20 protein-coding genes and 1 other annotated feature are annotated in these 22,480 nt (G+C 41.4%); of the genes, 16 read left to right on the top strand and 4 right to left on the bottom strand.

Annotated elements, in window-relative coordinates; genetic code table 11:
• Window positions 1–153 precede the first annotated feature (153 nt).
• The gene (locus F8N00_RS03600) at window positions 154–1,581 is read left to right on the top strand and encodes a peptide ABC transporter substrate-binding protein (RefSeq protein WP_421017790.1); all 1,428 of its coding nucleotides are present in this window, start codon (window positions 154–156) and stop codon (window positions 1,579–1,581) included.
• Between the two features lie 205 nt (window positions 1,582–1,786).
• Entirely contained in the window at window positions 1,787–3,430 is a 1,644-nt protein-coding gene (locus F8N00_RS03595; protein ID WP_058264767.1) for a peptide ABC transporter substrate-binding protein, read from the top strand.
• A 96-nt stretch (window positions 3,431–3,526) separates the two neighbouring features.
• On the opposite strand, the gene trpS is transcribed toward F8N00_RS03595, so the two are convergent.
• Both trpS and F8N00_RS03585 read right to left on the bottom strand, forming a co-directional pair.
• Window positions 3,527–4,528 (bottom strand): tryptophan--tRNA ligase, encoded by a 1,002-nt coding sequence (gene trpS, locus F8N00_RS03590; RefSeq protein WP_055968686.1) that lies wholly within the window; start codon window positions 4,526–4,528, stop codon window positions 3,527–3,529.
• 51 nt (window positions 4,529–4,579) lie between these two features.
• Window positions 4,580–4,785, bottom strand: a binding site (T-box leader).
• A 56-nt stretch (window positions 4,786–4,841) separates the two neighbouring features.
• Complete coding sequence (locus tag F8N00_RS03585) at window positions 4,842–5,222, bottom strand: DUF3899 domain-containing protein (RefSeq protein ID WP_421017789.1); 381 nt, start codon at window positions 5,220–5,222, stop codon at window positions 4,842–4,844.
• A 272-nt stretch (window positions 5,223–5,494) separates the two neighbouring features.
• On the opposite strand from F8N00_RS03585, the gene F8N00_RS03580 reads away from it, so the two are divergent.
• From F8N00_RS03580 to F8N00_RS03560, 5 genes are all read left to right on the top strand, one after another.
• Window positions 5,495–7,108, top strand: a complete 1,614-nt coding sequence (locus tag F8N00_RS03580; protein WP_421017788.1) for a peptide ABC transporter substrate-binding protein — start codon at window positions 5,495–5,497, stop codon at window positions 7,106–7,108.
• Window positions 7,109–7,441: 333 nt separating this feature from the next.
• The gene (gene opp3b / locus F8N00_RS03575; protein ID WP_023468895.1) at window positions 7,442–8,368 is read left to right on the top strand and encodes an oligopeptide ABC transporter permease; all 927 of its coding nucleotides are present in this window, start codon (window positions 7,442–7,444) and stop codon (window positions 8,366–8,368) included.
• Window positions 8,368–9,399 (top strand): oligopeptide ABC transporter permease, encoded by a 1,032-nt coding sequence (opp3C, locus tag F8N00_RS03570; protein ID WP_336448974.1) that lies wholly within the window; start codon window positions 8,368–8,370, stop codon window positions 9,397–9,399. The genes opp3b and opp3C overlap by 1 nt, the downstream gene beginning before the upstream one ends.
• A gap of 27 nt (window positions 9,400–9,426) precedes the next feature.
• On the top strand, window positions 9,427–10,500 hold the full coding sequence (locus F8N00_RS03565; RefSeq protein ID WP_023468893.1) for an ABC transporter ATP-binding protein: 1,074 nt from the start codon (window positions 9,427–9,429) through the stop codon (window positions 10,498–10,500).
• Complete coding sequence (locus F8N00_RS03560) at window positions 10,500–11,453, top strand: ABC transporter ATP-binding protein (RefSeq protein WP_023468892.1); 954 nt, start codon at window positions 10,500–10,502, stop codon at window positions 11,451–11,453. Before F8N00_RS03565 ends, F8N00_RS03560 begins: the two co-directional genes overlap by 1 nt.
• A 47-nt stretch (window positions 11,454–11,500) precedes the next feature.
• Here the strand turns inward: F8N00_RS03560 and F8N00_RS03555 are convergent, their stop codons facing one another.
• Window positions 11,501–12,034: an HD domain-containing protein gene (locus tag F8N00_RS03555; RefSeq protein ID WP_023468891.1), complete on the bottom strand. Its 534-nt coding sequence runs from the start codon at window positions 12,032–12,034 to the stop codon at window positions 11,501–11,503.
• Between the two features lie 224 nt (window positions 12,035–12,258).
• Between F8N00_RS03555 and F8N00_RS03550 the strand changes: the two genes are divergently transcribed.
• The 3 genes from F8N00_RS03550 (at window position 12,259) to mecA (ending at window position 13,765) form a co-directional block, all read left to right on the top strand.
• Window positions 12,259–12,396 (top strand): hypothetical protein, encoded by a 138-nt coding sequence (locus F8N00_RS03550; protein ID WP_023468890.1) that lies wholly within the window; start codon window positions 12,259–12,261, stop codon window positions 12,394–12,396.
• Window positions 12,397–12,568: 172 nt separating this feature from the next.
• Complete coding sequence (gene spxA, locus F8N00_RS03545; protein ID WP_012370920.1) at window positions 12,569–12,967, top strand: transcriptional regulator SpxA; 399 nt, start codon at window positions 12,569–12,571, stop codon at window positions 12,965–12,967.
• Between the two features lie 171 nt (window positions 12,968–13,138).
• The gene (gene mecA, locus F8N00_RS03540) at window positions 13,139–13,765 is read left to right on the top strand and encodes an adaptor protein MecA (protein ID WP_023468889.1); all 627 of its coding nucleotides are present in this window, start codon (window positions 13,139–13,141) and stop codon (window positions 13,763–13,765) included.
• Window positions 13,766–13,827: 62 nt separating this feature from the next.
• Here the strand turns inward: mecA and F8N00_RS03535 are convergent, their stop codons facing one another.
• Window positions 13,828–14,550 carry an SDR family NAD(P)-dependent oxidoreductase gene (locus F8N00_RS03535; protein WP_174316456.1) on the bottom strand — a complete coding sequence of 241 codons (723 nt, stop codon included), beginning with the start codon at window positions 14,548–14,550 and terminating at the stop codon, window positions 13,828–13,830.
• A 68-nt stretch (window positions 14,551–14,618) separates the two neighbouring features.
• Between F8N00_RS03535 and cls the strand changes: the two genes are divergently transcribed.
• The 6 genes from cls to F8N00_RS03505 all read left to right on the top strand — a co-directional run bounded on the left by cls (window position 14,619) and on the right by F8N00_RS03505 (window position 21,850).
• Window positions 14,619–16,130, top strand: a complete 1,512-nt coding sequence (gene cls, locus F8N00_RS03530) for a cardiolipin synthase (RefSeq protein WP_023468887.1) — start codon at window positions 14,619–14,621, stop codon at window positions 16,128–16,130.
• Between the two features lie 18 nt (window positions 16,131–16,148).
• Entirely contained in the window at window positions 16,149–17,099 is a 951-nt protein-coding gene (locus F8N00_RS03525; RefSeq protein ID WP_421017787.1) for a competence protein CoiA family protein, read from the top strand.
• 64 nt (window positions 17,100–17,163) lie between these two features.
• Window positions 17,164–18,966 carry an oligoendopeptidase F gene (gene pepF / locus F8N00_RS03520; protein WP_421017786.1) on the top strand — a complete coding sequence of 601 codons (1,803 nt, stop codon included), beginning with the start codon at window positions 17,164–17,166 and terminating at the stop codon, window positions 18,964–18,966.
• Window positions 18,967–19,189: 223 nt separating this feature from the next.
• Entirely contained in the window at window positions 19,190–20,278 is a 1,089-nt protein-coding gene (locus F8N00_RS03515) for a ThiF family adenylyltransferase (protein ID WP_421017785.1), read from the top strand.
• A 575-nt stretch (window positions 20,279–20,853) separates the two neighbouring features.
• On the top strand, window positions 20,854–21,120 hold the full coding sequence (locus F8N00_RS03510) for a helix-turn-helix domain-containing protein (protein ID WP_421017784.1): 267 nt from the start codon (window positions 20,854–20,856) through the stop codon (window positions 21,118–21,120).
• Between the two features lie 514 nt (window positions 21,121–21,634).
• Window positions 21,635–21,850, top strand: a complete 216-nt coding sequence (locus F8N00_RS03505) for an IS3 family transposase (protein WP_421017783.1) — start codon at window positions 21,635–21,637, stop codon at window positions 21,848–21,850.
• Window positions 21,851–22,480 lie beyond the last annotated feature (630 nt).

The following is a 22,480-nucleotide window of genomic DNA, read 5'->3' as shown; positions in this document are numbered from 1 at the left end:
CGTGTTTGACGCAGAAAGGAGTCGTTTATGACTAACATCACAAGAAAAACATCAATCCTGATACTGATCCTATTTTTATTGATTGGTCTCAGTGGTACGCTCATATATCGTCTATCATCTCAAAAGACGAAAACAGATCAGGAGACCCAAGCAGTGAAGGTTGAATTAATTGAATCATCACTCCCGAAAACATCCGATATTGCGTTAGCGACGGATAGCCGTTCTCAGACACTGTTAGCACAACTGTATGAAGGATTATATGTCTTTACTTCTGGGACATCCGTCCGTAGAGGATTAGCACAGGATATGTCAGTCTCAAAGGATCGTCTGACGTATACGATTCAACTCAAACAAACGAAAAATGCGCAGGGTCAGTCGATCACAGCACAAGACTTTGTCGATAGTTTCCGACGTGTAGCAGCTAATAAAACGAATTCTCCTTATGGTTTTTTATTTGAAGTGTTTGAAAATGGACGTGCCGTCAACGACGGAAAAATGAAGCCAGAGCGTTTAGGTGTAAAGGCGAAAGGACGCGATCAACTTGTCATCACGCTGAATCAGCCGGTTTCGAATCTAAAAGAATTACTCGCGATGTCCGTCTTTTATCCCCAACCGGAATCTAAGAAGTGGCAGGAGCTCACGGGTAATGGTCCGTTTACACTAGAACAGATGTCGAAAAACGGATATACGCTTAAGAAAAACAACCAGTATCATCAACAAAATGTTGTCACGGTCGAGAAAGTGAAAAGTCGCATCATCTTTGATCATCAGACGCAATGGAGTACGTATGAGAACAGTAAAGCAGCGATTCTTCCGTTACAAGAGAGTGTCGAGACACAAGAAGATCAAGTCTCTCGACCAACCTATCAAAAAAAGCGGAGCGGTGTCTTTTATATCGCATTTAATCAAAAAAATGAAGCCTTCCGCGAAAAAACACTCCGACAACGAATTGCTTACGCCTTGATGGAAAAAGAGTCCGTTCAACTTCCTTTAGGATATGCAGGCATTCCGACGAATCGATTCGTTGTTACAGATACGAATGTATTAATGACAGAACCGGTACAAGTAAAAAAAGAAAATGGTAAACAACAGAAGAAACAACGAATCGAGATGCTTAATTTTGATGATCCACAGGCAAAACGGATCGGGAAACAGCTCGAGACGTATCTTGAGAAACAGTTGCCTGATATTGATATCGTCCTTAAACCCGTTGCGATTGAAGAGAAAATAAATAAAGAACAATCAGCACAATATGCGATGACACTTACAGGTTGGATGCCAGATTATCCAGGTCCACTTGCGTATTTGAATCAGTTCGTTTCGGATAATCCGTTAAATTCCGTAAACTATCAATCCGATACGTATGATCAGACGATTGAAAAAGCACGACAGACACAAGATGTAAAGAAAAAACAAGCACTGTATCATCAAGCGGAAAAACGTTTAATTAAACAAGATGCTGTCATCGTTCCTTTGTATCAGACGACTGAAAAATTATATGTTTCTGATACGATTCAAGGAATTGAAGTCCCCATCTATGGACCAGAATACCTACTTCGATCGATGAAAATTCTAAAATAATTATTTAACTGGGACTATTTTTGAGTGTGGTCCCAGTCTTTTTTGAAAAAATATTTAGAAAAATCGGATAAAAGGTTTGCAAAATTATCAGAACATTGTAAACTATTTGTAACGAAGGGTTTGATTCGAATATAGTAATTCTTTTTTTTTCGGTCAAAAACCTGACAGTATCATGCTTTTAGAATTTTAGGGGGGTCATCGTAACATGAAGAAGAAAAGCTTTGCTCTAGCTACATCTGTAGCTCTCGTATCAAGTGCGTTCCTCGCAGCTTGTTCGACAACGGATTCAGGCGACAAATCGGGCGACACAGGTTCAAGCAAAAAATCAAGTGAACAAACGCTTAACTTGATTGAAACAGCTGATATTCCTACACTGAACCCGACGACTTCGACAGACTCGGTCTCATTCAACGTGTTGAACAACACGATGGAAGGTCTGTACCGTCTTGATGACAAGCAGCAACCAACACCAGGTATTGCTGAAAGCCACAAAGTATCGGACGACAAGTTGACGTACACGTTCAAATTACGTGATGCGAAATGGTCTGATGGTACACCACTTACGGCAAAAGATTTCGAATACGCATGGAAAGAAGTTCTAAATCCTGAAAACGCTTCACAGTATGCATATGTCTTCTACAATATCGAAGGTGCAGAAGAGTACAACACGAAAAAAGGCGATCGTGATGCTGTCGGTGTTAAAGCAGTCGATGACAAAACGCTCGAAGTTAAGTTAAAAGCACCTGCAGATTACTTCCTCGGTCTCACTGGATTCGGACCATTCATGCCGAAATCAGAAGAACTTTCGAAGAAAATCGGGAAAGACTTCGGTTCGACTGCAGATAAGTCGCTCTATAACGGACCATTCAAATTAACAGAGTGGACACGTGAGCAAGGCTGGAAAATGGTTAAAAACGATAACTACTGGGATAAAGATGCGGTCAAACTTAAAACGATCAACGTTAAGGTCGTTAAAGAGACAGCGACAGGTGTTAACCTTTACGAAAAAGGTGACATCGATCGTACAGGTCTAACTTCTGAGTTTGTTGCTCAGTACAAAGACAATAAAGAGTTTAAAACAAAAGGTGAATCAACAATCTTCTACCTTTACCTCAATACGAAGGTAAAAGCACTTGATAACGAAAAAATCCGTCGCGCCATCGATATGGGTTACAACAAAAAAGGAATCACGGATGTCATCCTTGCAAACGGATCACTTCCAGCGAACTATCTTGTACCAAAAGATTTCGCGAAAGATGCTGACGGAAAAGACTTCCGCGATAAGTATCCTGGATTCAACGAATACAATGCAGACGAAGCGAAAAAACTCTGGGAAGAGGGCTTAAAAGAAATCGGTCAAAAATCGGTTGATCTTGAACTCTTGAACTATGATAGCGATGATTCGAAGAAAATTGGTGAGTTCTTGAAAGGCGAGCTTGAGAAAAACCTTCCAGGTATGAAGGTTACGATCAAGCAACAACCGTTCAAAAACAAACTTGATCTTGAGAACAAAGGCGATTTCGAGTTCTCAGTAGCGGGCTGGGGTCCTGACTATCAAGATCCAATGACGTTCCTCGATCTCTTCGTCACTGGCGGACCATACAACCGTGGTAAATGGTCAAATGAAGAGTACGATAAACTCATCAAAGACGCACAAACACAAACAGATGCAGCAAAACGTTGGTCTGAATTGCAAGAAGCTGAGAAAATCCTTCTTGATTCTGCAGCGATCTCACCTGTTTATCAGCGTGGACGTGCATTCCTCGTTAAACCATACGTCAAAGGAGTCGTCGAGCATAACTTCGGCGCAGACTTCTCTTATAAATGGGCTTCGATCGAAGGAAAATAAGCAAAATAAAAACTACTTCCGATTTCATCCGGAAGTAGTTTTTTTGTTTGGAAATATCAAAAAAGACCGGAGCATTCCGATCTTTTTTGAAAAAACTTATTTTTTTACTTTGGCACGCTTCCGCTGTAAGCCCATTGCCTTCTCGATTTTCCCGAGTTTTTTAGCAGCAACGGCTTCAGCACGGTCACGCCCAGCATCGAGAATCTGATCGAGTTCTTCCGAATCAATCAATTCATAGTAGCGTTGTTGAATCGGTTCAAGTTCCGAAATGATCGCTTCCGCGACATCTGCTTTAAATGTTCCGTAGTTCGAACCTTCGTATTTAGTTTCGAGATCTGGAATCGAGATGCCAGCGAGTAAAGAGTAGATCTCAAGTAAATTCGACACACCTGGTTTGTTCTCTCGATCGAATTTGACGATACCTTCCGAGTCCGTGACGGCTGATTTTACTTTTTTACGAATGACGTCTGGTGCGTCAAGCATCGAGATGAAGCCTTTCGGATTCTGATCAGATTTTGACATCTTTTTGTCTGGCGTCGTCAGGCTCATGATCCGAGCTCCTGACTCAGCGATGATTGGTTCTGGTAATGTGAACGTCTCATAGTAACGACTATTGAATCGCTGAGCTAGGTCGCGCGTTAACTCAATGTGTTGTTTTTGATCATCCCCGACCGGAACGAGTTCCGCATCATAGAGTAGGATATCGGCTGCCATGAGTGTTGGGTAAACGAACAACCCTGCTCCAATCCGGTCTTTTCCTTGAGATTTATCTTTATACTGTGTCATACGCTCGAGCTCACCCATTCCGGAGAGACACGTCAACATCCAGCCGAGTTGCGCATGCGCTTTGACTTCCGATTGAACGAAGATCGTTGATTTTTCTGGATTCAGACCACTAGCGATGTAAAGTGCAGCAAGGGCGCGTGTATTGTTCATCAGTTCGACACGATCAATATCGACCGTGATCGAATGTAAATCAACGACGCAATAATACGCATCATGCCCGTCCTGTAAGTTAACAAAGTGTTTCATGGCACCTAAGTAATTTCCGAGTGTCACTGTTCCTGTTGGTTTGATACCTGAGAAAATCGTTTTCATAGTGAAATCCCTCCAAATAATAAAATCAAAATAAAAAACGCCCCTTGAAAATCAAGGGACGAATCATCGCGTTGCCACCCAAGTTGCTATTCGCATAGCCGCTCAATGTGCTGTAATGGGCAACCCCATCTGACTCTACTTGATTCAAGTCAGCCACTCGAAAGTCCATTCACGTAGGCATCACCTGTCCATTTTCAGCACCATGGACTCTCTGAAAGGGATGTACCTAAGTTACTACTCTTTGTCGTCATGTTTTCTTGTTTAATTCCTTTAAGTTTACCATACGATAGAAGACACGTCACGGTGATTTCGATTAAAAGTAAGAGATGATCAGCGATACGATGATGAAGATGACACCGCTAGATACATAAGGTTTTGTTCGCGCAGAAGCCCGATTTTGCTTTTTACGAAGGACTTCTTCCTCTTCGTCATCATCTTCGTAGTAATCGCCATCAATCTCTCGAAGCTTTGCTTCCCGTTGTTTTTTAAATCCAGCTGTCATGCCACGGAAGAAGCCGTTAGCCGACATGTTGGAAAAGAATCCGATTGCCATCAGCAAAAAGCCTCCAATGAACAACCCACCGGATAGATGGTATATAATACCGTGCGTCGAATCGATGATAGTCGCCCATATCGTATAAATTAACACCAGAATGACCGCAATGATGACCGGTCGGAAATAGGTCGATCGCATGAAAAATCCCCCTTTATTGCATTGATACTCTTAGTATACGAAACTTTTAATCCTGTTACGAATCAGTAACAGACGAATGATGCAAAATAGCAAATAGTGTGACTATTTACTTGACGTTAATGCTATTCTCACATAAAATCAATTTATCACTTCGTTTAGGTTTTTGAAACTAGGTCAATGGATTTTGGGGAATACATTGCAGTTTCGACGGGACGTTATTGATGTCATAGGCATTATGGCAACTTGGAAATTGAAAAGGAGATGACTTACCGATGAAGAAAAAAACAGTCGGTCTTGCTTTATCCGTCATGCTTGCAGGAAGCGCTGTGCTTGCTGGATGTTCGACAGGTGGAGGAGACAGTGATTCAGGTTCGACAGACGGAAAGAAAAATTTACGTTTGACGGATACATCGGATATCACGACAGTTGACCCAGCGAAAGCTACGGATGCTGTCGCGTTCAACATGATCGGGAACACGATGGAAGGTCTTTATCGTTTAGACAAAGACGGAAAAGCGATTCCAGCACTTGCAGAAAAAACAGATATTTCAAGTGACAATTTAACGTATACGTTCACACTTCGTGATTCGAAATGGTCTGACGGTACGCCGGTCAAAGCACAAGACTTTGAATTTGCATGGAAGCGTGCAGCTGATCCGAAAACAGGTTCTGGTTATTCTTACATCTTTGACACGTTAAAAAACGGCTCTGATGTGACAAAAGGTAAAAAATCTGTCGACGAACTCGGTGTTAAAGCAATCGATGACAAAACGTTAGAAGTAAAACTTGAGCGTCCGGCTCCTTACTTCCTCTCATTGACATCTTTCGGTACGTATACACCAATTAGCGAAGACTTCTACAAAAAGAATGAAAAAGACTTCTCGCTTCAACCGGATAAATTGCTTTATAACGGTCCTTTCGTTTGGGAATCTTGGAAAACGGATTCAAAACGTGTTCTGAAAAAGAATGACAACTATTGGGATAAAGATGCCGTCAAATTAGACGAAGTTACGATCAGTGTCGTTAAGGATACAGCCACAGTAGCGAATCTTTATGATTCAAATGAGATTGATTATGCGGTTCTGACTTCAGAGCAAGTTGAAGCTTATAAATCTAAGCCGGAATTTAAGACAGCGCTTCGTTCTTCGATCGCTTATCTGAAATTCAACAACGAAGATGCAACGATGAAGGACGTCAATGCACGTAAAGCTATCGCTCGTGCCATCGATCCAAAAGGAATCACGGATACGCTTCTTGCGAACGGATCGATTCCAACAACAAGCTTCATTCCAAAAGAGTTTGTTAAAGATGCATCAGGAAAAGACTATACAAGCGACATCAACTGGTTCGATCGTGATGCTAAAGAAGCAGCAGATCTTTGGAAAAAAGCAAATGGTAACAAAAAGACGACGATTGAATTGCTCTCATTCGATAATGAAGATGCGAAGAAAATCGGTGAGTATATGAAAGATCAAATCGAGAAGAATCTTCCAAACGTCACAGTTGCTATCAAGCAACAGCCGTTTAAGAATAAACTCGACCTTGAAGCAAAAGGAGACTACCAGATTTCTTACTCACTTTGGGGTCCAGACTACCAAGATCCAATGTCTAACCTCTCGATCTTCGAATCAACAAACAGCCAAAACGACGTCAAGTATAAATCATCTGCTTATGACAAATTGTTGAACGCTGCCAATGAAGAGTCGGATTTAGCAAAACGTCTTGATCTCTTCAAACAAGCGGAAGCGCAATTGATCGAAAAAGATCAAGCGATCGCACCAATCTATCAAGCTGGTTCTGCATACTTGAGCCGTCCGACGGTCAAAGATTTCAACCGTCAAGTGTTCGGAGCAGATTTCCAATACAAATACGTTGATGTGAAGTAATCGAGAATGGGAGCGTCCCCTGATCAGTTCGGGTACGCTCCTGTTTTATACTACTTTTTCTGAATGGAAACTCATTTTTTACGAAAATGTGAAAGTTTCGTAAAAAAATGGTTCTAATTACTTTGTTAGCAAAGTATAATGGAATCAAACGAAAAATTCTGACTATTGGATGAAATTAGAAAAACATCCAAGCGAACATCAAATCAATGCACAATAAAAAAGAATTTTTAAATTTTTATGACAAAATTCTTGAATGTTCCGACAATTGTGGGTCATACTGATTTTATTGATGTTTCGAAAAAAACAGAAAATCTTTATAGGGGGTGCCATCTTATGGGCCGTTATTTAGCTCAACGCCTGATCTACGGCGTAATGACGTTTTTACTCATCGCTTCGTTCACTTTTTTCTTGATGGATCTGCTACCAGGTTCACCGTTCCAAAACCAGGAGAAACTTTCTCCTGAACAGTTGAACATCCTTCGGGATAAGTACAACTTGAATGATCCACTTCCGCAACGCTACGCAGCGTACATGGTCAACTTGTTCCAAGGAGATCTTGGTATTTCATTTAAGTATGATAGCCGTCCGGTAACGGATCTGATCTCTGAACGAATTGGACCATCGGCTCAACTTGGAGTTCAAGCGTTGATTCTTGGCGTCCTACTAGGGCTTGTACTTGGTGTTATCGCGGCGCTTCGTCACAACACAGTGATTGATTATGGTGCGATGTTCGTATCGGTTATCGGGATCTCAGTACCTTCCTTCGTATTCGCCTCACTCCTTCAGTACTATGTCGGCGTGAAATGGGGCGTTTTGCCAGTCGCGTTCTGGGAAAGCCCGGCGCATACCATTTTACCGACCATATCGTTATCACTTGGGGTCACGGCCTCAATTGCTCGATTCGTCCGGACAGAAATGTTGGAAGTTACAGGTCAGGATTACGTCACGTTAGCTAAAGCAAAAGGCCTAGATGGTCAAGCGATTACTTGGAAACACATGGTTCGGAATGCCTTGATTCCAGCAATCACGATTCTTGGACCGATGACAGCTGCGCTAATCACGGGTACGCTTGTCATTGAAAAAATCTTTGCGGTACCAGGACTGGGTGAGTTATTCGTATCATCGATCACACAAAATGACTACACGGTTATCATGGGAACGACGTTATTCTTCTCGGCAGTCTTCATTCTCATGATCTTAATCGTCGATTTACTATACGGTGTCGTTGATCCACGGATTCGTTTGGGGGGTAACAAATAATGGCTGAACAAAATTCAAATGCAAAATCAGAACAGTTTGATTCATCACTGTTCCAACACGTTGAGTTCAATGAACAGGCAGGAGAACGCCTTGCTGGTAAAAGCTTAAACTTCTGGCAAGATGCATGGATGCGTCTGCGTAAGAACAAAGCGGCGATCCTATCGTTAGCGGTTATCGTAATCATCGCAATCATGTCACTAGTGGGTTCTTCACTTTCTGGTAATGATCCTTATACCCAAACAATCACACAGGCTAAACTTCCGCCTAAAGTTTCAGGGTTAGAGTGGGCTGGTTTTGATGGTATGGCAACACTTGGTGAAACACCGATTGATTTTTATAAACAAAAACAGGTGACAGAGAACTTCTGGTTCGGTACGGATCACCTTGGTCGTGATCTTTGGTCACGTGTATGGGAAGGTACCAAGATTTCCTTATTCATCGGTTTAATGGCAGCAGTCATTGACGTTCTCGTAGGTGTCACATACGGTGGTATCTCTGCTTACTATGGTGGACGTGTCGATAACATCATGCAACGGATTGCTGAAATTTTGACAGGTGTACCGAACTTGATCTTAATTATCTTGTTCATCTTAATTCTTGAACCAGGGATTACGACGATTATCCTTGCGATGACGATTACCGGATGGATTGGGATGAGTCGACTTGTTCGTGGTCAAATTTTGAAACTAAAGAACCAAGAGTTCGTTCTTGCAGCACGGACACTTGGTGCTTCTAGCACTCGATTGATCTTCAAACATTTGATTCCAAATACCTTGGGAACGATCATCATCTCACTCATGTTCACGATTCCAAGTGCAATTTTCTTTGAAGCATTCTTAAGCTTCATCGGTTTAGGACTTGCACCACCACAACCGTCACTTGGTACTTTGATCAACGAAGGGTATAAAGAACTCAAAACGTTCCCTTACTTGCTCGTTGTTCCATCGACGGTCATCGTACTCCTCATGATCAGCTTCAACATGTTGGCAGATGGATTACGTGATGCGTTCGACCCACGTTTACGACGCTAACGGAAACTAGAGAGGAGCTCATTCACAATGGAAACTATTTTATCTGTTCGCGACCTGAATGTCGCTTTCCATACGTATGCCGGGACGGTTCAAGCCGTCCGCGGTGTATCGTTTGATTTGAAAAAAGGCGAGACACTCGCAATCGTTGGTGAGTCTGGTTCTGGTAAGTCAGTTACTTCAAAAGCAATCATGCGTTTGATTCCAAACCCACCAGGTGAAATCACGAAAGGCGAGATTTTATTCGAAGGTCGTGACTTAGTTAAACTTTCGGATAAAGAGATGCAAAAAGTCCGTGGTCGTGATATCGCAATGATCTTCCAGGATCCAATGACATCACTTAACCCGACGATGACAATCTATAAACAAATCGCTGAAGGCTTAAAACGTCACCAAGGTTTAACGGGTGACGCAGCGAAGAAACGTACACTCGAACTTTTGACACTCGTAGGGATTCCAAACCCAGAAGCGCGTCTGAAACAATACCCACACCAATTATCAGGTGGGATGCGTCAACGGATTGTCATCGCGATCGCACTTGCTTGTAACCCGAAAGTATTGATTGCGGATGAGCCGACAACTGCACTCGATGTTACGATTCAAGCTCAGATTCTTGAGTTATTGAAAGACATCCAGCAAAAAACGGGTACAGCGATTATCTTCATTACACACGATTTAGGTGTCGTAGCGAACATGGCTGACCGTGTAGCCGTCATGTATGCTGGTAAATTGATTGAAAAAGGAACGGTAGATGAGATCTTCTATGAGCCACGTCATCCATACACATGGGGACTACTTGGTTCGATGCCACGTCCATCTGATGACCGTTCGCAAGATCTTCCAGCAATTCCTGGAACGCCACCGAACTTGATGCACCCACCAGTAGGTGATGCGTTTGCACCGCGTAATAAATACGCGATGAAGATTGATTTCGAGAAAGAACCACCTTTCTTCAAAATCTCAGATACACACGAAGCGGCGACGTGGTTGCTCCATCCACAAGCACCTTATGTTGAACCACCTGCAGCAATCCGTGACTTGGCATTAAAATACCGTCCGGACAGCGTGTTCTCAAAATCGCTTCTGAAAGGCGGTCTGAAGTAATGGAAAACCGTAAGAAACTACTTGAAGTAAAAAACTTAAAACAACACTTTAATATTGGTCGCGGTCGTGTCGTTAAAGCAGTCGATGGTCTCTCGTTTGATATCTATGAAGGAGAAGTGCTCGGTCTTGTAGGGGAGTCAGGCTGCGGTAAATCGACAACTGGTCGTTCGATCATCGGCTTGTATGATGCGACAGACGGCGAAGTCATGTTCAAAGGTGAAAACGTACACGCGAAAAAATCGCGTAAAGAGAAACTGAAGTTTAACCGTGCGATGCAAATGATCTTCCAAGATCCATATGCCTCTTTAAATCCACGTATGACAGTCGGTGATATCATCGCTGAAGGTATCGATATCCATGGCTTAGCGAACTCGAAAGAGGAGCGTAATAACCGTGTGTATGATTTACTTGAGACTGTTGGTTTAACGAAAGAACACGCGAGTCGTTACCCGCATGAGTTTTCAGGTGGTCAGCGTCAGCGGATTGGGATCGCACGCGCACTTGCTGTAGAGCCGGACTTCATCATTGCGGATGAGCCGATTTCAGCACTCGATGTATCGATTCAAGCCCAAGTCGTCAACTTGATGAAAAAACTACAACGGGATCGCAGTTTGACATACTTGTTCATCGCCCACGATTTATCGATGGTCAAGTATATCTCAGACCGGATCGGTGTTATGTATCAGGGTCACCTCGTTGAATTGTGTGATGCAGATCGTCTGTATGAGAATCCAGTTCATGCGTATACGAAGTCACTTCTATCAGCGATTCCGCTTCCGGATCCAGAGCACGAGCGGACACGTAAACGGATTATCTTTGATCGTCCGACGAGTGGACCGGTTGGTAAATCGGATGAAGATTCGAGCATTCCACCACTTCGTGAAATCGAGCCAGGTCACTTCGTTTCGATGACGGATGCAGAACTTGAAGCGTATCAAGCGCAACTCGTATAATTTTTTAAAATAAAAGGCATTTCCACGTTGATCGTGGAAATGCCTTTTTAATTTTCTGATGCGATACGCGGTAGATGAGCAAATCGGTGGACGACTGAATCGATCGCATCAAGACGACGCATGGCTTCTTCAAAGTCAATTTTTTCGTAATGATGGAGTCCGCCCGGCTGTTCTTCCAGCGTATCCGCATCATGAACAAGTTGTTGAAGAGGTGTTCGGTTGATCGCACCTGGTGGGAGATAGGAATCCGTATGCAAAAGAACAGCGAGAGCAATTTCTTTTGCGCGTGCTGGTTCTTCACCAAGGCGAATCAATAGTTTATGAGCACGTTCAGCTCCTTTAATGGCATGAATATCATTTTGGCGATATAAATCATAGTTCCAAGTGCCGTCGGTATACCATTCGTAATGACCAATATCATGTAAGAGTGCTGCCTTCGTAGCAGTGTCAGCATCTAAACCACGTTTCGTAGCGAGTGTCAGTGCGCGTTCCGCTACTGAAATCGCATGATTCAAGCCAGAACGAGATAAATATTTTTGAGCGATCGGATGATCGAGAATCGTAACAAGTGTTAATGCCATGAATGAAAAACTCCTTTCTGAGCGTTGATATTTCTATATACTCTACAGAAATTTGAAAGAAATTGCAACTGTTTTTCATTTATCAATCGACAATCTCACATATTTAATTGCTTAAAGTAGGAATAGATTTTTGAGATACGTGGTATACTTACTAGTGTAGAAGATGATTTATTCGCTTTCGTATGGTTGTTAGTTCTGTTTCGGGCCGAATGGGGTGTCGGAATATGAAAGAACGTGACAAGAAGAAAAAGCTGAAGAAGCGCCTTTTGCGGGATATTTTAGAGAAAAAACTGAAAGAAATGAAACTTCCTAAAGCAAAAGAGACGATTTCTCAGCCATTTGATCACACGCCAGCTTGTTAAAGCCACGTGGTGGCTTTAACAAGCTTTTTTACGAAAAGTTCTTTCATCTTTAGAAAAAAGCTAGGTTTTCTGCTTTATTAGATGTAAACTGTCAAGTAATAGAACCATCATCAATATCTGCTTATTCACATAGGTGTTGAATGATGTTAAATCAGGGGGAGGATGTTTTTCAATGGTAACACTCTATACTTCACCAAGTTGTACTTCTTGTCGGAAAGCACGCGCGTGGCTTGAAGAACATGAAATCCCGTTCGTAGAACGTAATATCTTTTCTGAACCATTATCGCTCGATGAAATCAAACAGATTCTTCGTATGACGGAAGATGGAACGGACGAGATTATCTCAACACGTTCAAAAGTCTTCTCGAAACTCGATGTTTCCGTTGAAAACTTATCGTTGCAACATCTATACGATTTGATTCAAGAATACCCGGGATTATTGCGTCGCCCAATCTTGATTGATGAAAAACGCCTTCAAGTGGGATACAACGAGGATGAAATTCGTCGATTCTTACCTCGCAAGGTGCGTACGTTCCAACTTTTGGAAGCTCAGCGTCTTGTCAACGAGTAATTTCAAAAAGCACGCTGCTTCGTGAGCAGTGTGCTTTTTGTTACCGATAAAAAAGGTTAAAATAAAGATAACAAAGGAATAGAAATATATCCTTCGGATTCAAAACCATGAATCCAAGTTATGTCCTCGTTCGTATTCTAGATAAGGAACGAGAAGAAAGGAGTGGACAGTTTGAAAATCGAACGCGTCAATGACAATACGGTCAAGTTCTTCATCACGTACACCGACATCGAACGCCGTGGTTTTGCCCGAGATGAGATTTGGTATAACCGGGAACGGGGAGAACAGTTATTCTGGCAGATGATGGACGAAGCGAATGAAAAAGAGTCCATCTCCTTCGAAGGTCCACTGTGGATACAAGTGCAAGCATTTGAAAAAGGTCTTGAAGTCACTGTAACGATCGCGAAAAATGCAGTTGATGGCGAGCAAGTCGATGAAGACGAACTCGATTCACTTTTACGATCAGCGATGTCTGAGACAGAAGATAAAGATACAGAGTTAAGCCAAGATGTTTTATTTGAAACTCGCGATTTCGAACATATCATCGCGCTCAGTCAATATGCGAATGCTCCTGTATTCGCAGAACTTGAAACAGCGCTTTATCAAAAAGATGGGCTCTATTTACTGCATGTTCATTTCGAAGATGATGTGAACGTAGAAGCGCAAGAAAACGTCATGAGTTTAATCGCAGAGTATCTCCAGTTCAGCGAACAAACAATACATCCTGTAGCTGAATACGGGAAACAGATCATTGCTTCAGATGTCTTTCCGTTCATTCGGAAACATTTTCCGAACTAAGGTCAGAAAAAGTGCGAGGAAAAGGAGGATCACATATCGTGATACCTCCTTTTGTTCTGGTATTAAGTGAGTGTATAGCCTCCATCTACGATGAGCGCTTGACCGTTGATGTAACTCGCTTTGTTTGATAATAAGAAACAAACGACCTCAGCGATTTCAGAAGGTTGTGCAGGCTCACCTCGAAGGTGATGTTTCATTGCGAGGTCAAATTTATCTTTCCCGCCATATAACGCATGACTGAGCGCTGTATCGACTGGTCCCGGACAAATCGCATTAAATCGGTACTTACCATGGAAGCGGGCGGCGTATGTCTTTGTTAGCGTCAGTAAAGCACTCTTAGACGAAGCGTAAGGCAATAGCATTGCTGGAAACTTAACATGACCAACGATGGCGCTATTATTGACGATGGAAGCACCTTTTGAAAAGCGTTTCGTCGCAAGCTGGATGATTCGTTCGGGTGCGTGATAGTTCACTTGAAATACTTCTTTTTGTTGATCGGAGACACGTTCAGGTGCAACGGGTTTACCGAAAGTACCTGCATTATTGAAAATACCATCGATTTCTGGGAAATCTTCTTGTGTTTCTTCAAAGAACGCATCGATTGCAGAGGAATCAGTTAAGTCGACAGGGAAGAAATATAAACGTCCTTCTCCATTTGATTCAAGCGAGGATCCTTTTTCTTCATTACGACCAATCGCAAGGACAGTATGTCCCTCCCGGATGAGTTGAAGCGCAGTTGCCTCACCAATTCCACTTGTTGCACCAGTAATGATATACGTACCCATTTAAACGCTTCCTTTCTGTCATCAGTTTAAATACGATTTGTACTACTTACATAAAAGGAGGGGGACTCATGCTACGACGTGTACAACTTCTCATGACCCTCATCTTGACCATCGGCTTGATTGCCTTTTTATCCTACTATTGGAGTGTCTACATGGTAGGTTGGCTGTCCATCGTCATCATTTTGGTCGTCATGAGCGTGTTCGTCATCATTCTACTCGAAAATCGGAACCCAGAACGAACGCTCGTCTGGGCACTCGTCATGATGGCATTGCCTGTCGTTGGCGTATTCGTGTATTTCACATTTGGTCAGAACTACCGCCGAAAACGAATGTTTCGACTGAAGGCAATGCTTGATGAGGAGTCTTACATTAAATATCGTACCCAGTTTAAGGCAGGGGTACACCAATCAGTGTTCCAAGAAGGGCGTTATGGAAAAGTTGTGACACTTATCGATTCAATCAGTCGTCTTCCGATTTCGTATAATACACATACAAGAATCTTGACGAATGGTCAGGAAAAGTTTCCGATTCTTTTAGAAGAGATTCGTCAAGCACAGCATCATATTCATTTGGAGTACTATATCGTACGGGATGATCAACTTGCGCTTCAGTTACAGGAAGCGTTGATTGAAAAGGCCGAGCAAGGAATCGAGGTCCGTTTTCTTTATGATGCCGTCGGATGTTTTTCGACGGATAAGCATTATTTCAAGAAGATGCAGGCGGCTGGCGTTGAGGTTCGCGCGTTTTTCCCTGTCGTCTTACCGTTTATTTCGAGTAAATCGAACTACCGGAATCATCGGAAAATTGTCGTCATCGATGGAACGGTTGCATTTACAGGCGGAATCAACATTGGGGATGAGTATATCGGTCGCGATCAACATTTTGGTTTTTGGCGTGATACCCATCTTCTCGTAAGGGGAGAGGCTGTCTCTGAACTCCAACTGATTTTTCTCCAAGACTGGTATTACATGACAGGTGAACGGCTGTTTACACCGTTTTACATGGAGCCACTTGAGTACGTTGAAGAAGCAACAGGGGGTGTTCAAATCATTGCGAGCGGTCCTGATGAGCCACATGAGGCAATGAAATCACTTTACTTCGGGCTCATCACGGAAGCGCGTGAATCAGTCTATATTGCTTCTCCGTATTTGATACCGGATGAAGACCTGATGACAGCACTGAAGACAGCTGCTATGGCAGGGATTGATGTCCGTATTTTGCTACCGAGCTTTCCAGACCATAAAATCGTATTTTTTGCGAGCCGTTCTTATTTTGATGACTTGCTACGAGCTGGTGTGAAAATTTACGAGTACAATAAAGGATTCATGCACTCGAAAGTCATCGTTGTGGACGACGCCATCGCAACGATTGGGACAGCGAACATGGATTTACGTAGTTTTCATTTGAATTTCGAAGTGAATGCTTTCTTATATGGAACGAACTCTGTCCATGAACTAACACGTGATTTTTATGAAGATTTTAGCCATTCGACACAAGTTGATGCTGATATGTTCCATCGGCGTCCATTACGCCGTCGATTGATTGAATCGATTTCACGTTTATTCTCACCGTTACTCTAGAAAAAGGGGACGATTCAGATGTTTGAAGCCATTGATGCTTCTGGTAAACGCATCATGATTCACAGATTTCCCATCCATGAATTAAAAGCGATGTCCTTACGTTGTCCGTATTGCCTGAAGCCCTTGCGCGTCAGGCAAGGACGACGACCACATTTTGCACATATCTCAGCTTGTTCAGGAGAAAGTAGTGTGCATATGTCCTGGAAAAAGCGCATTGCCGATTCTTTAATAAATGCAGGTATCCAAGTCGAAATTGAATGGGTGACTGGAGAGAGACGTTTTGACCTGTGGATACCAGAACAGAAACTTGGAATTGAGATTCAACGTTCTCCGATGTCGGCAGAGGAATGGATGAGACGAGCATTACTTGATGCGAAACAAGAACAAACGGTTCGGTGGATCGGATTTCATCCTTCACATGGTGTCACGTTGCGATTGCAGGGTTGGATGCGACAAGCATTTTTACAAAATGATTATTTGGATCTGATCGTCGAGAATCAAATCCGGAGATTTCGACATCCAGTTCCTTTTGCAAAACACCATGCCTATTGCACGGTTCAATCGCTCTCGTTATCTGATTTTCTCTCGACAGAGCCTTCATCATTTCCTCGGAAATTTTCAATCGCTCGATGGCAAGGGATCGTTCATCGCTATCGGAGACGTCCTTTTTATCCTTCATTACCTCCACGCATTCTCAAGACCCCACTGTATCAAGCAGGTCTCCATCTACAAAACCTTCCCTCATTTGTGTTTCTTCCGATCACACGTCTATTATTTCTCCCTGTCCATCCCTTTGAATTTCAAATCGCAGTCTTTTTAAAGCTAAAAGGGAGATATACTTCAATCCATATAGAACATGCCATAAATCAACTGCTTTACCAATTGAATCTATCGATTGAAAGAGATTTGATTGATGCTCTCGTCGGAGAATGGATGGAACGGATCGAGGAGGCGAATAAGCTGTTTTAGCAGGAGCACTTCGATTGTTTGTCGAAAAGAAAACAGGTATAACTGAATTAAAGGAGTGAGGGAAATGGCAGAAGTATTAACACGTCAAGATGTTGACGTTACAGAAACATGGAATCTAGAGTCGATTTACGCAACGAACGAAGCGTGGGAAGAAGAATTCGAATCGGTGAAAGCGATGCTTCCATTACTCGTCGAGTATAAGGGTCGTCTTGGACAGAGTGCAGAAACACTCTATGAAGGGTTACAGTTACGCGACGAAGTCTCAAGACGCCTTTATAAGCTTTATACATACGCGCACATGCGTTATGACGAAAATACAGCAGACAGCTTCTACCAAGCTATGAATGACCGTGCTCGGACGCTCGCGTCGCAAATCGGAGCAACACTTGCTTTCATGACACCAGAATTGTTAGCTGTACCTGAGTCAACTATTGAGACGTATCTTAATGAGAATCCAGATCTTGCAATGTATCGTCATGCCTTTGATGAATTGAATCAAGAGCGTGAACACGTCCTGACGGAAGCGGAAGAAGCGATTCTTGCAAAGGCAGGAGAAGTACTCGGTCAATCCGGTACGACGTTCGGTATGTTGAACAATGCAGATCTGACATTCCCGAAAATCAAAGGGGAAGATGGAGAAGAGACAGAGTTGACACATGGTCGCTTCATCACATTCCTGGAGTCATCTGATCGTTCGGTCCGTGAAGCCGCATTTAAAGCGATGTATGGAACATATGCGAAATACACGAATACGCTCGCTTCGACACTTGCGGGGTCAGTTAAGAAAGACAACTTCTATGCGGATGTCCGGAAGTTCCCATCGGCACGTGCAGCAGCTTTACACGGTAATGCGATTCCTGAGTCCGTCTATGATGGATTAGTTGAAGCGGTACATGAGCATTTACCATTGCTTCATCGTTATGTTGCCCTACGTAAGCGAGTGCTCGGACTTGATGAACTACACGTGTATGATATGTACACACCGCTCGTTTCTGAGGTGGAGATGAAAGTCTCTTACGAGGAAGCGAAACAATTGATGGTGGAAGGGCTCGCACCGCTCGGAGCAGAGTACAAGCACATTCTCGAAGAAGGATTGTCTGAACGTTGGGTTGATGTCCGGGAGACGCGTGGTAAACGGAGCGGAGCCTACTCTTCTGGTGCTTATGATACACAGCCGTTCATTTTGATGAACTGGCAAGACAACATCAACAACCTCTTTACACTCGCACATGAATTCGGACATTCCGTCCATAGTTATTACACGCGGAAATCTCAACCGTATCCATATGGTGATTATTCAATCTTCGTCGCAGAAGTCGCCTCAACGACGAATGAAGCATTGTTGAACGACTATCTATTGAAGAAAGTGACGGATCGTAAAGAAAAACTCTATCTATTAAACAATCAACTCGAAACATTCCGCGGAACATTGTTCCGACAAACGATGTTCGCCGAGTTCGAACATGCAATTCATGATGCGGCTCGTCTTGGACAATCGCTGACACCGGAATTCCTAACGTCAACGTATTATGCGTTGAATCAAAAATACTTCGGAGAAGAAATTGTATTAGATGAAGAAATCGGTCTAGAATGGGCTCGGATTCCACACTTCTATTACAATTATTATGTCTATCAGTATGCAACGGGCATTTCTGCTGCCGCTGCTTTGACGGATCAGATTCTAGAAGAAGGACAACCTGCTGTAGAGCGATATATTAACAATTTCTTAAAAGCGGGATCAAGTGATTATCCAATCGAAGTATTAAAAGCTGCAGGGGTTGATATGACAACGAAAGCACCAGTTATTTCAGCTTTAAAGCAGTTTGAGCTTACATTAAATAATTTTGAAATGCTTTTAAATCACTGATTATCAGAATAATTTATAAAAAGTTTACAATTTAAAAAATGTATGGTATTATTTTATTGTAATTAAAATACATAAAAGTAAGGGGGATGTAAAAAATGAAAGCTACAAACGGAAAAAAATTATTAGCTCAATGTCATTGGAATATTTTTTTCAGTTAATTTTCAAAGGGACCTACATAGGTCCCTCTTTATTTTGAAAAAGATTTAAATTGAGGAGGATTAGAATGAGTATTGTACAGTTCAAACCCTATGTAAAAGTTTTTTTGAATGAAGAAATCAAAAAAGCCACCCTTTCACGTGTATGGGAGGATAATTTTGAGGGAATAGTGTACGACATGAACGATTTAGGTATATTCATATTAAAAAAAATTGAATCTTTATGTGAAGAAATCGTTTTACGTCAAGAAATTAGTGAGAATTTTCCTAATGATATTGAAGAGGCAGACGAGATTATAAATTTTTTGAAAACAGAGAACTATATCGAAATTATTAGTTCTGATTACTACAAGCCGGACTATTTAGAGAAAGATTTCGGAAGAATTATTCCTCTTTTGTCTATTTTTGAAACTGATTCTATTAATAGATATAAAATTCAAGAAAATATTATGAATAAAAAAATTGGTGTTATTGGATCTGGAACTATGGGTTTTAGTGTCATCAGTAAATTAGTTTCTAATGGAATAAAAAATTTTGTACTGATTGATAATGACATTGTCGAAAAATCTAATTTAACACGTCAACCTTTGTTTTCTTTGAAACATATAAATAAACTGAAAGTAGAGGTTGTTAAACAACACATAGAAGATAGAATTGAAGATAGCGATGTACTAGCAATAAATAAATATGTTACTAAAATAGAAGACTTAAGTATTTTAAAAGATGTTGATTTGATTATAAATTGTGCAGATGATATAAAAACTAGTTTAATTGAAAAATACATATTTGAAAATAACATCCCGACATTTTTTGGTGGAGGATATATTGGACACGTAGGAAGAATTGATCCACTGGTAATTCCAGGATTTACAAAGTGCTTTAGTTGCAATGAGAAAAAATTAAAAGATGAATTTGATGATATTGGTACACCCTTAAAAAATCACTATAAAGAGAGTACCATTTCAAGTATGAGTGATTTTATTTCAAGTGTACTTTCCTTTGAGGTATTAAAGTTTTTAGCGAATCCTGAAAAAAGTTTATTACTAGACAAATTTTTATTTGTTAATTTTAGTGATTATTCAATTAAAGAAATAAAACCAAATAATCATTTTCCTACGGATTGTTCTATTTGTAATAGTAATTCTTTAATTGTATAAATTTATCGTATTTATTATGTCATCTATTTCTTGTGATGAATTGACTAGTTTATAAAAAGTTTATCCTTGTCTTGATTTTTTCTTGGTAAATAACTAAAAGTTTCTAATTGATTAGAGTTGAAATATAACCTTAGTAATAAACTGTGGATTGCGAAATTAGCTTTAGATTTTACACAAATAACAAAAGTATTCTTTATATTGTGAATTATTATGAAATGACTTCGGTATTGTACCGGAGTCATTTTTTGTGTGTCCATTGTCCTCGTTCGCTATTTTTAATTTAGGCTTTGACCATGTCACAAACCTTGTCGAGGTCAGAGGCCAGTTTATAATCGGTATAATCTTTTAGTACCCAAAGATTGTTTCAATCGGGATATGATCGAGGCAGTTTCCTCTACGAGACATAGATTGAAGCATTCCCATTTCACGGGTGCGCGTTTGATAAGCAGGATGTGTATCATAGAAACCTTGATCAGAATTTATCATAGTTGGACTAATCTAAAATTTTGAGACAATATAGAACACCTCCGGAGTGGTACACTTTTAAAAAGTACTAACATCGGAGATGTTTTTGCATGGGCAAAAACGTATATTCAAGTGAAGTGAAATGGGCAGTAGTCAAAGATAAGCTGAGTGGTAAGTTAACGACGAAAGAGATCATGGAGAAGTACGGAATCAAAAATGAATCTCAAATCAAAACATGGATGAAATGGTATGCTCTAACGAACATTATCGATTTGATCAGCCGATCGATAAACAATATACCTATGGACATGGTCCAGATTCTGCGAGTGAGGATGATAAGGGAGAACGACAAAGTCACATCTGAAGATGGAAAATGAGATCTTAAAAAAGTACATGGAGATCGAAAGAGAGTTGAGAAAAAAGCAGTCTTAAAAATTGTAGAGTTTCTTCGGGAAAAGTATACAATCACCGCCATTCCTAGCGTTTTGAATGTACCAAGAGCAAACTATTACCGTTGGATTAAAGAATCTGTGAAAGCACCCTCGGTGCTCGAAAAAGCCATCATTGGACTAAGTAACCAGACGAAGTGTCAGAATGGACATCGAAAAATAAAGGCATTGTTATAACAAATTTATCAGTTGAAAGCCAATCGGAATACCGTGCAGAAAATCATGCAAAAACACCATCTCCAATGTCGGATCAAGCCGAAACGAAGATGGAAGTCTCAAGTTATACGAGCATCAACAAACTCATCTTGTGATCGACACGTTGAAGATAGCGCTTGAGAATTGAAACTACCCCGAAGAAGTCATCCTTCATTCGGAGCAAGGAAGTGTTTATACGTCATACGCCTTTCAAGAATTCGTTAAGAGGAATCACCTAACAAGCAGCATGTCTCGTAGAGGAAACTGTTGGGACAACGCAGTTATCGAATCGCTCCACTCTAATTTAAAGTCCGAGGAATTCCAGTACATCAAATTTAATTCACTAAGAGACCATGAGGTCTCTGAACGAGTTACTAATTACTTAAATTACTATAACGAAGAACGAATCCAAGAAAAATTAGCCTACCTGACACCGAAAAAATACGGTGTACAGGCAGCCTAATCAAGTTGTTTTATATGTGTCTCATATTGCTAGGTCAGTCTAAGTTTCCGAGTTTTTATTCCTTGGGGGGTCCTTCTGCAAATCTATCTGTTGCATGAAAGACAAGTTCTAGATGCTGTTAGAAACATGATGTGCCATAATTTTACGTTATAGCGATATCCTTTATACAAGAGAGATAAACAGTTTGGCCAGATTCAATACGGAGATAAGTGATCTCTGTGACGAATACCTTACCAGGCTCCTACTGATCAAACAGATGATTCAAGTGATTTGGTGCGGTCTTATGTTTATATGTCGCTTAGCGATTTTACGGTAAGCGTTCTGCCTACTGATTGTCGTCACGAACCGGTCCGATGATTGATTTCGTAAGATAACATTGATTGCCTGACAGCACTCAGATGCGTTAATTTCGGTACTTCGCCTCTTTTTCGAGAGCTTCGAGCTTTTTTAGTAATGCTTTCTCCGCTGTGAGGTACTTGATTCGTACTTCAGATTTCGAAAGGAGACGTTTGACGGAATCCTCTTTTTTCTACCGATTTCCAAGATTTGATTTTCTATATCTCTCATTCAAGAGTCCTTTTTCTATAAATGCGAGATGTCTTCCGTCACCTGTCTCTTATACACATCTCC

Origin of the sequence: Exiguobacterium sp. A1_3_1, assembly GCF_048985645.1 — a bacterium.
Classification (GTDB): Bacteria; Bacillota; Bacilli; order Exiguobacteriales; family Exiguobacteriaceae; genus Exiguobacterium_A; species Exiguobacterium_A indicum.
This window is presented reverse-complemented; position numbering and strand designations above follow the sequence as displayed.